Origin of the sequence: Flavobacterium qiangtangense, from assembly GCF_042658345.1 — a bacterium.
Classification (GTDB): Bacteria; Bacteroidota; Bacteroidia; order Flavobacteriales; family Flavobacteriaceae; genus Flavobacterium; species Flavobacterium qiangtangense.
Map to the genome: position 1 here is coordinate 319,817 of NZ_JBHSQB010000007.1, position 12,681 is coordinate 332,497.

11 protein-coding genes and 3 tRNA genes are annotated in these 12,681 nt (G+C 33.4%); 1 reads left to right on the top strand and 13 read right to left on the bottom strand.

Annotation, left to right across the window (positions count from 1 at the left end):
* Positions 1-40: 40 nt before the first annotated feature.
* From ACFPVY_RS09235 to ACFPVY_RS09280, 10 genes are all read right to left on the bottom strand, one after another.
* A tRNA-Thr gene (locus tag ACFPVY_RS09235) sits at positions 41-112 on the bottom strand.
* 75 nt (positions 113-187) lie between these two features.
* Positions 188-268: transfer RNA gene (locus ACFPVY_RS09240), tRNA-Tyr, on the bottom strand.
* Between the two features lie 34 nt (positions 269-302).
* Positions 303-376: transfer RNA gene (locus ACFPVY_RS09245), tRNA-Thr, on the bottom strand.
* Between the two features lie 92 nt (positions 377-468).
* On the bottom strand, positions 469-771 hold the full coding sequence (gene hpf / locus ACFPVY_RS09250; RefSeq protein ID WP_379791692.1) for a ribosome hibernation-promoting factor, HPF/YfiA family: 303 nt from the start codon (positions 769-771) through the stop codon (positions 469-471).
* A gap of 30 nt (positions 772-801) precedes the next feature.
* Positions 802-1,698, bottom strand: a complete 897-nt coding sequence (locus ACFPVY_RS09255) for a tyrosine-type recombinase/integrase (RefSeq protein WP_379791693.1) — start codon at positions 1,696-1,698, stop codon at positions 802-804.
* 72 nt (positions 1,699-1,770) lie between these two features.
* Positions 1,771-1,965 (bottom strand): 30S ribosomal protein S21, encoded by a 195-nt coding sequence (gene rpsU, locus ACFPVY_RS09260; RefSeq protein ID WP_296148638.1) that lies wholly within the window; start codon positions 1,963-1,965, stop codon positions 1,771-1,773.
* 73 nt (positions 1,966-2,038) lie between these two features.
* The gene (locus ACFPVY_RS09265) at positions 2,039-3,208 is read right to left on the bottom strand and encodes an acyl-CoA dehydrogenase family protein (protein ID WP_379791694.1); all 1,170 of its coding nucleotides are present in this window, start codon (positions 3,206-3,208) and stop codon (positions 2,039-2,041) included.
* A 193-nt stretch (positions 3,209-3,401) separates the two neighbouring features.
* On the bottom strand, positions 3,402-4,277 hold the full coding sequence (locus tag ACFPVY_RS09270; protein ID WP_379791695.1) for a ComEA family DNA-binding protein: 876 nt from the start codon (positions 4,275-4,277) through the stop codon (positions 3,402-3,404).
* Positions 4,278-4,325: 48 nt separating this feature from the next.
* A complete protein-coding gene (locus tag ACFPVY_RS09275; RefSeq protein WP_379791696.1) occupies positions 4,326-4,547 on the bottom strand; it encodes a PspC domain-containing protein in 222 nt (73 codons plus the stop codon).
* A gap of 56 nt (positions 4,548-4,603) precedes the next feature.
* The gene (locus ACFPVY_RS09280; protein WP_379791697.1) at positions 4,604-5,872 is read right to left on the bottom strand and encodes a DUF2851 family protein; all 1,269 of its coding nucleotides are present in this window, start codon (positions 5,870-5,872) and stop codon (positions 4,604-4,606) included.
* Positions 5,873-5,983: 111 nt separating this feature from the next.
* Between ACFPVY_RS09280 and ACFPVY_RS09285 the strand changes: the two genes are divergently transcribed.
* Positions 5,984-7,657 carry a GLPGLI family protein gene (locus ACFPVY_RS09285; protein ID WP_379791698.1) on the top strand — a complete coding sequence of 558 codons (1,674 nt, stop codon included), beginning with the start codon at positions 5,984-5,986 and terminating at the stop codon, positions 7,655-7,657.
* Positions 7,658-8,004: 347 nt separating this feature from the next.
* Here the strand turns inward: ACFPVY_RS09285 and ACFPVY_RS09290 are convergent, their stop codons facing one another.
* The 3 genes from ACFPVY_RS09290 to ACFPVY_RS09300 form a co-directional block, all read right to left on the bottom strand.
* On the bottom strand, positions 8,005-9,366 hold the full coding sequence (locus tag ACFPVY_RS09290; protein WP_379791699.1) for a pyridoxal-phosphate dependent enzyme: 1,362 nt from the start codon (positions 9,364-9,366) through the stop codon (positions 8,005-8,007).
* 245 nt (positions 9,367-9,611) lie between these two features.
* On the bottom strand, positions 9,612-11,564 hold the full coding sequence (locus ACFPVY_RS09295) for a putative porin (protein WP_379791701.1): 1,953 nt from the start codon (positions 11,562-11,564) through the stop codon (positions 9,612-9,614).
* Between the two features lie 93 nt (positions 11,565-11,657).
* The gene (locus ACFPVY_RS09300) at positions 11,658-12,635 is read right to left on the bottom strand and encodes a hypothetical protein (RefSeq protein ID WP_379791702.1); all 978 of its coding nucleotides are present in this window, start codon (positions 12,633-12,635) and stop codon (positions 11,658-11,660) included.
* Positions 12,636-12,681: the final 46 nt, after the last annotated feature.

The following is a 12,681-nucleotide window of genomic DNA, read 5'->3' on the forward strand; positions in this document are numbered from 1 at the left end:
ATCTTAGTTATATATTAGTGTTCAAATTCTTGCTTTACTGAGCCAATGACGGGAATTGAACCCGTGACCTCTTCCTTACCAAGGAAGCACTCTACCCCTGAGCTACACCGGCAGGGAATCCTGTTTAAAGGATTTATGATTTTTAGATTTAAGATTTAAATCAAAATCTTATTTCACAAATCTTTTGTGGGGAGAGCAGGATTCGAACCTGCGAAGTTTTCACAGCAGATTTACAGTCTGCCCTCGTTGGCCGCTTGAGTATCTCCCCTGACCATTTTATTTTCAATCTTTTAAAAGAACTGAGCCGATAGAGGGACTCGAACCCACGACCTGCTGATTACAAATCAGCTGCTCTAGCCAACTGAGCTACACCGGCAATTACAATAAAAAAAGTCCGCTATTTCTAACGGACTGCAAATGTATATCTTTTTGTTTCTTAATCAAAATATTTTTGAAAAAAAATTTATATTATATATGGGTTCTGATTTTTTCTTTCCTTTTTAGCAAGACTCTTTCAAGCGATTCTCCACACAAATCTACACCTTCCTCAAAAGTTTTGCATTGTTTTTTAACAATAAATTCGTCTCCCGGAACGTGAATTTTTATCTCTGCAATCTTATTTTCTTTATCACTCGTCTTTTCAACTTTCAAAAAAACATCTGCCGAAACTACTTTGTCGTAATATTTTTCCAATTTATCCATTCTCTCTTGAATGAACCCTACCAGTTTGGCGTCAACATTAAAGTTAACTGCTTGCACGTTTACCTTCATAATAAAATTTTTATAGGATTGAACTTTGAATTATTTCTGATTCCTCGGATGTGCATTTCCGTAAACTTTTTTTAGCTCTGCTAAACTGCTGTGCGTATAAATTTGCGTAGATGCCAGGCTAGAATGTCCTAATAATTCCTTAACTGAATTTAAATCTGCCCCGTTGTTCAGCATATGAGTCGCAAATGTGTGTCTTAAAATATGCGGACTCTTTTTTACCTTCTCAGAGACATTACTAAAGTACATATTTATTAATCTATAAACAAAAGAATCATTTAATTTAACTCCTTTTAAAGAAAGAAAAAAATACTCACTATCCTTAATCTGCTGTAAACTATTTCGTTCCGAAAAATAAATTTTGAATTGATTTTGAATTATTGGCAAAATCGGAAGAATTCTTTCCTTATTTCTCTTACCCAAAACCTTCAAAGTGCCTTTTGACCAATCTACATTTGAATTTTTTAAGTGAATCAATTCCGTTCTACGGATTCCGGTTGTGTAAAAAAGATCAATAATTAACTTGTCACGAATTCCTTCAAAACCTTCCGGATAACTTAGATGATTTAAAACAGCATCTAATTCTTTTTCAGAAAAAGGAATTTGCAATTTTTTTGGAGTTTTTAGAGCTTTGTGTTTAAGCAATGGACTCGCCTCGATTTGTTTTATTTTAAGAAGAAATTTATAAAAAGATTTTAAAGAAGAAATTTTTCGATTCACTGAAGCATTTGAGATTCCTGCATCCACTAAAGATACGATCCAAGTTCTAATTTGACTATAATTCACTTCTTCCAAATTACTCCCATCAAACTGGTCATTTACAAAAATTTCAAAGTCAGACACGTCATTATAATATGCCGTCACCGTATGCACGGAATACTTTTTCTCCTTTTCAAGATAATCCTTATATGAATCCTTATTTTTTTGCATAAAAAAAACCGTTAGCATCAAAGTTATAAAACTTTAATCGCTAACGGTAGTATGTCCAAGAAAATTATTTTATTAATTCTCTAATTGGTCTCTCATGTTCTGGATGTAACCAGCTTTTTGAATCTGTGCTCTTTTGATTACAGAAGGCTTGATGAAAGCTTGACGTGCACGCAACTGACGAACAGTTCCTGTTTTATCAAATTTTCTCTTATAGCGCTTTAATGCTCTATCGATATTTTCTCCGTCTTTAATTGGTATAATTAACATAATATTGACACCTCCTCTCGTTAAGGGTGCAAAAGTATAAATTATTTATGAAATATGGATTATGAATTGCAAATTATTTTACCGCTGGTTTATAATTTTCCTTGTCAATAATCATTTTTGACAAAATTTCTTTCAAGATTTCAGAAGTTCCACCACCAATTGGGCCCAAACGGCTGTCTCTCAACAAACGCGCCAAAGGATATTCTTCCATATATCCATAACCGCCTAACATTTGCAGACAGCTATATATAGTTTCGTCAGCCACTTTTGTAGATTTTAATTTAGCCATTGTCGCCTCTTTCACCACATATTCTTTTTGGTTTAATCTTGCAACTGCCGCGTAATTGAATATTTTGCAATGTTCAACATCAGTAGCATGTTCAACAATTGTATGACGCAATGCTTGAAATTTATCGATAGTTTTACCAAAAGCCTCGCGTTCTGACATATATCCGATTGTGTATTCAATTGCATATTCTGCTCTGGCGTGTGCATTGATTGCCATAATTAATCGCTCCAAAGCAAAATGTTGCATAATATATGGAAAGCCTTTTCCTTCTTCGCCCATCAAATTTTCCGCAGGAATTTCAACATTGTCAAATGCAATTTCAGCTGTATCAGAAGCTCTCCACCCTAATTTATCTAATTTTGTAGCCGCAATTCCTTTTTGATTTGCATCTACTAAAAACATACTGATTCCTTTATTACCAGATTCTGGATCAGTTTTCGCAGCAACTACATAATAGTCAGCGTAAACTCCATTTGTGATAAACGTTTTTGAACCGTTGATTACAAATTTATCTCCTTTTTTTACCGCAGTTGTGCGCATTCCCGCAACGTCGCTTCCTCCAAAAGGCTCTGTAATACAAAGTGCTCCAATTTTTTCACCCAAAATACTTGGCGCCAAATATTCTTGCTTGATTCTTTCGTCACCTTCAGCGTTCAAGTGAGTTTGCGCCAAATATGCGTGCGCCCACATTGCAGCCGCAAAACCAGAAGATTTAATTTTTTGAAGTTCTTCTAAAAATACAACCGTGTAAAACAAATCCAAATTCATGCCACCGTAAGCTTCTGGATAATTGATTCCGAAGAAGCCCATTTCTCCAAATTTCTTCCAAATGAAACGTTCAATTGTTCCGGTTTTTTCCCATTTTTCAATGTGCGGAACTACTTCTTTTTGCAAAAAATCTTGCAGACTCTTTCTAAACAGTTCGTGTTCTTCAGTAAAATAATTTGAATTCATAGGTATGACAATGGTGTTTTATATCTTATTTTTTTTAGAAATTCAAATATAAGGCAATTATTTTTTTATTATCAACAGAAAAAATAATATTTTTTATCAAATCCGCAATTTAACAAATCATTTACATCTTATTTAAGAATTAATGCTTGAAAAAGTTGTTTTCAATTTGAGAATTATCATTTCTACTGAATGCTCAATATTCCAAATACTTATCTATAATCTTAACCTTATCAATTGGAAATCCTTTTATTTTGATTAAATCATCTGCATTTTTAATTCCGTTATTCATACTTCGATACGTTACAATTTCTTTATTTAACGGATATCTGAAGTAAGGAAAAAGTTGTAATTCTTTGGCGGAAGCATCATTAATTTTAACTTTCTTGACATTTGGAATCACTCCTACTTTAAACTGCGCATTCAATTTTTCAATAACTTCTGGCGACAAACCCCAAACATCGTTCATCTGTTCCATACTTATAAAACCACCGAGCATGTCTTTTTGTTTCAAAATTCTTTCAGACAAACCCTGACCAATTCCATAAACCTTGATCAAATCTTCCTGTGAAGCGAGATTTATATCGATGATTTGGATTTTTTCTTTTTTGGCGTAAGCCTGATTTGGATAATTTTCAAAACTTTTTGATTGTTTTTTATTTTTTACCCAATCTGGAAATTTGAAATAAGGAGCCATTGTCGCCAACAAAGAATCTGAAACGTTGGTCAGCGCTTGAAATTCTTCCGCAGAATTCACATATAGATTTTTCTTTCTAAATTCTAAAAGCCGGTCAATTTCAGCCGTTGACATTCCGAGTTTATAACCTTTAAAGTCAGTGATAAAATTTGGATTAAACGGATAAATCGTTTGCTTGTAATTCGCCTTTTCCACTTTTGCGGTATCAATTTGGGATTGCAACGAAAGCCATTCCTGCTTCTCCAAAGATTTATCTTCTTCGAATTTCACTTCTCGAAAATAATACGCAATCTGAATTCCTACTATAATAAGAAGCAGTAAAAAAATTCCGGCGCGCTGTGTAGCCGTAAACTTAAAAAAGTCGTTTTTTGACATAATTTATATATTTTATTTGGCGGGGAAATTTTCATTTTGGTGGTAGAATTATAAATCGAAAACAGAACTTCGTTTAGTGTAAACCAAGTCTTTTAGCCTGACAAGAAAAGCCAGCGTTAGATAGACTCCAAACCAGAGTCCTACCGTGAAGAAGGAAATATAAATAAAAAACAGACGAACGCTTGAAGCTCGCATTCCCAAACGATCAGCCAATCTTGAAGAGACTTCAAAACCGTGTTTTTCAAAAAAATGTCTGACTTTGGTGATCATTTGTTTTTATAATTATTCAAAATTAGCAAATTGAATTTGGAAATGCATAAAAAAATCTAACTTTTCATCAACTCTAATCCAACTGCGCACTCCATACAACGCTTGTGATTGCAATATTCATTCTTTAACTGAAGTAAAGATTGCGATTCATACGCATTTTTTGATTGGATTCCGAAGTTGGAAAACTTTTCGATGATGACATTTTTTTCTGACTGAATACTTTCTAATAAGTCTATCAATTCTTCAGAAATGTCTTTTCCTTGTGATTTTTCGTAGGCGAATTTCAGCGGAATAATCGTGTTGATCAATAGCAAGTCCACAAATGAAGTCGTCAAAGATTTTCTTTTCTTTGGAGAAATTTTATCAAACTGATAATGCATTTTCCAATAGTCAGAAACCTCAATTTTAAAGATTTTATAATATTCCGGAAGCGATTCTGCATGAATTACGCTTGAAAATAAATTCAACCGCGAATGATACAAATTTGCCAATTGTGACAATCGAATCGTGGGGAAATTATCTGGCCGATGTTTGAAAAACTGAATCGGATCTATATAAACTTTCTGCAATTGATATTTTGTAAACGCATAATTATATCGAAATTTTAAATCTTTGAAGTACAAATCTTCGCTTTCAAAGTCCAGCAATCCGGTTCTTCCAAAAAATAAAGCTTCGAGATTTTCAACTTCAAAACTTTCTTTCCTGATAATTGAAAACGGAACGGATTGTGCGATTCTCATGAAAATCTCTCCATTTGTATTCAGTCCGAAGCTTTTTGCGATAGCACAAAATAATGTGGCTTCCCAATCATTTTCTGTTTCTTTCAAAATTTTTTGAATTGGAAATGACTTTCTTTCTAATCTTTCAAAGAATAATTTTTCCTGCCAATTCTTGAACACAAAATCATTGACATTTGAAATTTCTCTTTCGCAAAAAATCCAAGTTTTCGACGAAGTCAAATCCATATAATTCTCCAAAGTTTTCTTTGAAACATATTTTTTTAATTCCAAAACAGGAATCTCAGAATTGTCTTTTCTAAAAACCTCGGTATCGTGTTCCCAAACTACATGCAGAATTACGTTTTCATAATTTGTGTCATTTTCGTGGTGATGAACATACCAATCAGAGGACTTTAAATGTATTTCGACATTTCCAGCCCATTTTTGGTTTCCGATAATAATTTGTGAATTGAAAAAATCTGGTCCCGCTTTTTGCAAGTATTGACCTGAATTGAGAATCGTCAATTTTTCAGCTTGAGCAGTTTCTAAATTTGAAAAATCAAACTTTTTGAATTGCCAGATATGATGCAGAAAATCTTCTTTCATTTGGTTTGGAGTTTAAAATTAATTTTGGCTTATATCTCGAAAGATTTTTTAAATGTAATAAATTTTCAATAACGAAGCGCTTATATTTGTAAAACAACTTACATTTCAAAAATGAAATATTTATTTTTCCTTATTTTATTGGCTTTTAGCACGTTATCTTTTGCACAAAAAAATCCGAAAGCTTTAAAAATTACTTACTTAAAAAGTTCAAATGGAAAGTTAATTGAAGGCCAAGATCCAATTATTGTATTTGCTGACAATTCTCAAACAGTGATTTCTACACAAGATATCATTGCTGGAAAATCTAATTTGCCATTTGAAAAGTCAATCGTTGACAGAAAATCTACTAACTATATTCAGTCAGCAAAACTTGCTATAAAAAATGAAATTTTCACTTCGGATAGTACTTCGATTGCCAAACAAAATTTCGAGTTTTTAAATGAAACAAAAATAATTTTAGGTTACAAATGCAAGAAAGCAAAGACGATTATCAATTCGAATACTATTGAAATTTGGTACACAAATGATTTGAAAATTAAAGGAGCTCCGACAGTTTTAGGCCAGAATTTAGGTTTGGTTCTAGAAATGAATCGCAACAATAACTTTGTGATTTCGGCTTCTAAGATTGAAAAATTGAAAGTGATTCCTGAGAACATTTCTTTACCAAAATCAAATCTAAAAACTATTGATTTACTGACTTACAGAGATTTGCTTTGGAAATCAAGGTTTACAACAATCAAGATTTTTGAAAATGAAATCATTAATTTCTCGGATCAATCCAAATCAAACGACAGCATTTTCAGGTTTGGAAATGGAACAATAATAGTCAAAAAAGTAAAAATCCCAAGAATTTCGGCAGGAAGCCAGATTTATGTTGACTTGACAGAACAATCAAATGGCGATGCTTATGATAGAACGGGTTCGGTTTTTCTGATTCCGATGGATAGAAAAATTTCGTTTTTAGATGGATTGCAAAAAGGAATTAAGGAATTGCCGGCGTATGAAAATGGAAACGGGAAATCCTATTTGGGAATGGTTCGCACTGAAAATTACTCGCCGTTGATTGAGTTGATGCGCTTTTTTACGCCTTTTGGAATCAAGCAATATAATTATTTAGAGCTAAAAGACAAAACTTGGCAGGAAAGCGTGTCGTATCGCCAGGAAATTTCTGAACTGGTTCCGGCTTTAGACAATCAAGAAGTTTACATCGGAACTTTCATAGGAAATTATGATAAAGGCGGACACAAAATCAGCTTAAATTTGACGATTCACAAAGAAGAAAAACAAGAAGCAAAAAGCAAAATTGCGTTGCCAATTTTCAATTCCACCAATGTGATGGAAATGGCCGGACAAGATTATGCCACACTTTTTAATTCTGAAAAAGGGTTGGAAGTTACTTTCAATTTAGATAAAGACGTAAAAAATGCCAAGTTGCGATACATCACAACCGGTCACGGAGGCTGGGAAAATGGCGATGAATTTTTACCAAAAAAGAACACAATTATTTTAGACGGAAAAGAAGCTTTCAGTTTTGTGCCTTGGCGAACAGATTGCGGTTCGTATCGCTTGTATAATCCAGCATCTGGAAACTTCACTAACGGATTATCTTCTTCAGATTATAGCCGATCAAATTGGTGTCCGGGAATGGCGACAAATCCAAATTATATTTATTTGGGTGATTTGAAAGCTGGAAAACATACGATTTCTGTAACCATTCCGCAAGGAGAACCTGAAGGCGGAAGCTTTAGTTTTTGGAATGTTTCTGGAGTTTTGATTGGAGAATAGTTTTAAGTTTAGAAAATAGAAAAGCCTGACAAAATAAATTGTCAGGCTTTCTGTTTTTATTTAAAAGTCTATACTTTTTTTAGTTCGGATGCTTTTATGGCAATTCCTTTTCCTTCACGCATTATAACCCTAGAATGGTCTTTTTCGGTTTTGCTTTGAATTAATCTTTCAGATGATGGTTTTTGAGCGTTTCAATACTTTTAAAATGAATTCTGAAAGATTATTTTTTCCTTCTTTCATTTTAAATATTTTTTAGATTTCAGCAAATCCCAATTATTTTGATCTGCAACAGCAATTGCTGATTCAATTCTTTCAGCAAGCAAATCTGTTGTTTCTACAATTTATAATTATTTAATCGAACCGATGATGTCGTATTTTGTAATAATGTGGTGTTTCCCATTTCCTAAATCAACCAAAACTGCTTGATTGTCTTTTGTGAAAAGTTTTGAAACTTCCTCGATTGAAGTTCCGACTTTTACAATCGGATATGGTTTTCCCATAATATCTTTGATTGGTTTTTCGGCCACATTCTTATCAGAAACATAGCTTTGGAACAAATCAGTTTCGTCAACTGAACCCACAAATCCGTTGATATCAATTACCGGAATTTGAGAGATTTTATATTTGCGCATTCTTTCGATCGCGTGCGAAACCAATTCTTCAGTTCTAACAACAACCAAAGGTTTGTCGATATGATCTTTAATTACGTCTTCCGCTTTTTTAATTTCTTCATCAAGGAAACCTCTTTCGCGCATCCAATCGTCGTTGAACATTTTACCAACATAACGGCTTCCTGAATCGTGGAATAAAACTACAACCACGTCTTCGGGCTTGAAATGTTCTTTCAATTGCAACAATCCTTTTATTGCTGAACCGGCTGAATTTCCAACAAAAATCCCTTCTTCTAAAGCGATTTTTCTGGTGTAAACTGCAGCGTCTTTATCGGTTACTTTTGTGAATCCGTCGATTAAAGAAAAGTCAACGTTTAATGGAAGAATGTCTTCCCCGATTCCTTCTGTGATGTAAGAATAGATTTCATTTTCATCAAAAATTCCGGTTTCGTGGTATTTTTTGAAAACCGAACCATACGTATCAATTCCCCAGATTTTGATGTTTGGATTTTTTTCTTTCAAAAATTTTGCAACACCCGAAATTGTTCCGCCTGTTCCTACCCCGACTACAAAATGCGTAATTTTTCCTTCTGTTTGTTCCCAAATTTCTGGTCCGGTTTGCTCATAATGTGCAATTGAATTGGAAGGATTATCGTATTGATTTACGTACCAAGAATTTGGAATTTCAGTCGCCAATCTTTTTGAAACTGAATAATAAGAACGCGGATCTGTGGGCTCAACATCTGTTGGACAAACAACAACTTTTGCTCCAACAGCGCGCAGAATATCCACTTTTTCTTTTGATTGTTTATCAGAAATAACGCAGATTAATTTATAACCTTTTACGATCGCGCCAAGGGCCAAGCCCATTCCTGTGTTTCCTGAAGTTCCTTCAATGATGGTTCCGCCTGGTTTTAATCTTCCGTCAGCTTCGGCGTCTTCAATCATTTTTACGGCCATTCTGTCTTTAACGGAATTTCCCGGATTGAAAGTTTCCACTTTTGCCAACACCAAAGCATCAACCTCTTGAGTTACTTTATTTAATTTTACCAAAGGCGTGTTTCCGATGGTTTCTAATATATTTTTTGCGTATTTCATTTTTATAGAATTCGTAAATTTTGACTGCAAAGGTAGTTTTTAAGTTGCAGAGTTGCAAAGGTTAAACGCAAAGTTGGTTTGCGTGAAGGATTGTCGCGGAAAGCCCGGAACAAAAAAAGGATAAATTTCTTATTGAAAAACAGCGACCGGAGGAAGCTCGTTCTTTCAATTTAGAAATTATCCTTTTTTGTGAGGACTTGCAGCAGAAAGCCTGGTCGCTTTTTCAGCGACACGCCCAAAATATCTTATGAGAAGAAATTCCAAACTAAGCCAAATCTTACGATGAAATCTCGGTAAGGATAATTTGGAGCTGAATAGAAATCATTTCCGGTGAAGCTGGAGTTGAAATGTTCTGCTTTTAAGTAAATTCTGGTGTTTCTGACTTTTGCGTTTATGAAGAAATCGACTGTTGGAAATCCACCAATTTTTCTTTGATTTTGAACGAAGAACTCGCCTAAAACCGGGTTGTAATCGTTGGCATAATATTCTGTGAAATAGCTAAAAATAAATCCGGTTTGGAAATAAAGCGCTTTTTTGAAAATATGATCTGAATAGTAAAGCGTGTTTCTGGTCACAAATTGAGGTACATTTAAAATGTCGTCGTCCTGATCTGTTTTTTGATATAAAACGGTGTTATCTAAAGCCCATTTTCTGAATTCGAATTCTTTTGAAACCTTTAGAGAAAGATAATTTATAGTTCCTGAATATTGATTCGGCTTCACCGTTAAAGTGTCATAACTTGTGTTTATGTCTTGAAAATAAAGGTGATCTTTTAGTGACGAAATGTTTAATGACGCGCTCGCCCACTGCGTGTTTGCGTTAACTTCAATGGTATTTATCTTTTCATTGCTAAAATTGTTTGACCAATTGTAATCCACATAACTGCTTTGGAAAAGATTAAAAATGTGATCTGGAACTTTGCTTACATTCTGATATTTAAAGCTAACACTATTTTTTTCGTCAAATTTGTAATTTACCGACGCGTCTAAATTTGACATTTTTTGATTTGAGATGGAATTGGAAAATAGAAAACGTCCGTTCCAATTGTTTTTCTGGTACGTATATTGTCCTCCAACGATATTAAATTTGTCACTCAATAAATAATTAATGGGCTGGCCTTGATTTATTATCACTCTATTGTAAAAATAATTATATCTAAAATCTTCTATAAAAAATTGAAACTGGCCCAAAGTGGTGTTTTCATAAGTCGCACCAACTTTATTGTACATTCTATTGTAGCGGGTTTTGTCTTTTATATTAGATCTGTTATATGAATTTCCAAATCTTGAAATCGTTCTGTCAGATGTGATATCTGATATGAAAGTCGTTACCGTGGGTTGATTGTATTCGTAAAATTTATTTTCGTAATTAAATTGATGATTAACAAACAGGTTATTAGCTCCTTTTTCAGAGTTAATTCTGAAGAAATGATCCACAAAGTATCTGTTACCCTTCAATATTGACGATGCATCCAATGAATACACATCTAATCTTGGTCTATCGTTGAAATTATCATCGTCCCCTTCAAAATCTTCAATATTTGTAATTCCTCCATTTTCTCCGTTGGTCAAATCTTGCCCGGTGAAATGTGCTTTAAGAAAATAACGTTCATTTTTAGTGTTATAACTTGTAATAAATCTGAAATTTCCGTTGCTTGAAAGCTGGTTTACATATTTACCAAGTGACCTTAAACCTCTGTAACCAACTGCAAAATTAAGTCTTTCTGAAGTATTCAACGTAATAAATGCATCAATCATTTGGCCTTGTTCCATAACTGTTTTAAAGTAAAGTTCAGTCATTGGGGTTGCTACATTATAATATTTTATATCATCGACTTGCATATAGTTAAAGTGTTTGCCCGAGAATCCAAATTCTGGAAACGGATTTATATTGTTTAAACTATATTGTAATGTATTGTAAGTAGAACCTTCATTCGCAAACGGAAGTAATCCAAAATTGTCTTTTCGAAGGTAATTAAATTTGTATTCCTTTTGAATTGTTAGCGACGTATCGACAAAGGTTGTGTCGTTTTTTAATGTAATAATTTTGTATTTATCAATGGTTGCTATAGTATCTATTTTAAGTCCAGATTCTTGCTCAACCTTAGGCGTATTATTTTTAACGTTCAACGGACGCTTGTTTTGCGCAAACAAAAACATTGGACACAGCAAAAGTAAAAACAAAAATTTCTTAATCATTTTTATAACAGTTTGGACAAAGATACTTTTTTTCAGTAAAATAAAAGCATAAAAAAACCGCTCCAAGGAGCGGTTTTCAAAATCAAATGAAAATTATTTTTTCAATTTTCTTTTATTTTTAAAAGCTTGTTTGATGTTACTTTGCTTACCTGAAGCGATAGTAACGTCATCTGCATTTTTAATAGTAAAAATACCATTTTCAACAACAACAGAAGCTATAATTTCAAAATCATCATTTACCGAATCAGATGTCATGAATGGAGCTACAAAAGTGTTTTCGTCATTAAGAGTAGATGAACCACCACGACTGTAAGAGATATTCATTGGAATATCAAATGATGCTAAACCTAATCCATCCAAACCTTGATTTTCATAAAGATATCCAACTAAATAATAAGTTCCATCTTCATAATCAGCAAGGCTCATTGAAAGGTGCTCAGGACAGTCACCTGTTTGAGCATCAGCAATTCCTAAATCATTAAAATCTGCATCAAGAACAAGGATATCAACATCATATTCAATTTCACAAAGAGAATAGTTAGTTCCTGCATAATCAAAAGATTTATCCCAATCAAATGTCAAGTTTAATGTGTTAGAAGCAACATTATTGATATTGATATCGATAAACTCTGAAGCTGGATCAACTTTACCAATCATTGTTGCAGTAGTTGACATTCTAATTCTTACATTTTCTACATCTTCCAATTCTTCATCAGCAAGAGTTGTAATTGTAAAAGTGTAAGAAGTAGTGTTTGCTGGAAAAGTGATAAAATAACCATCATCTCCCCAACCATTAGAGAAATCTGCAACAGCGGCGTTGACTTCGAAATCCTCTACATCAACTGCTGTACCAGAAACCACATCCAATTTGAAATTCATTGGACGAGAAGACGCAACATTAGAAGTCAAAGTTACACTTACAACATCACCTTCATTAACAGTGTAAGAAGTAGTCGCAGCGGTAACAATTGGTTGCGTACCAGATACATAATCAGTTTCATCATCTTGACAAGATGAAAAACCTACGATAAGTGTAAATACACTTAAAAGCTTCAATATATTTTTTTTCATTTTTTTAATTTTAGATTATACTCTAAATATAAATTGAATTTTAAAG